Genomic DNA, 222 nt, shown 5'->3' on the forward strand with positions numbered 1-222 from the left:
TGGTTACAAGGTTTGTATCATGGATACCAGTAAAATCAATTTGATAAGCTTTGTTATCGTACTTGCTAGCATCCTTGATGTCTTTCTTAACCGTTGTTGGGAAGATCAGTTTGAGGTTGATACCTTTCAAGACATAGTTGTTTGTGTAAGCAACTGGATCATCTGAAGTTGTTACGGCAAATTCACCGTCGATTTGCAATCCTTTTGCCTTGATGTAATCTT

Annotated in this window: 1 protein-coding gene; it reads right to left on the bottom strand. The window is 37.4% G+C overall.

Annotated elements, in window-relative coordinates; genetic code table 11:
* A partial coding sequence (locus tag HMPREF2887_RS03675) for an SspB-related isopeptide-forming adhesin (RefSeq protein ID WP_148131465.1) occupies positions 1 to 222 on the bottom strand: 222 nt, incomplete at both ends.

This window comes from Streptococcus sp. HMSC071H03, from assembly GCF_001813035.1.
GTDB lineage: Bacteria > Bacillota > Bacilli > Lactobacillales > Streptococcaceae > Streptococcus > Streptococcus anginosus.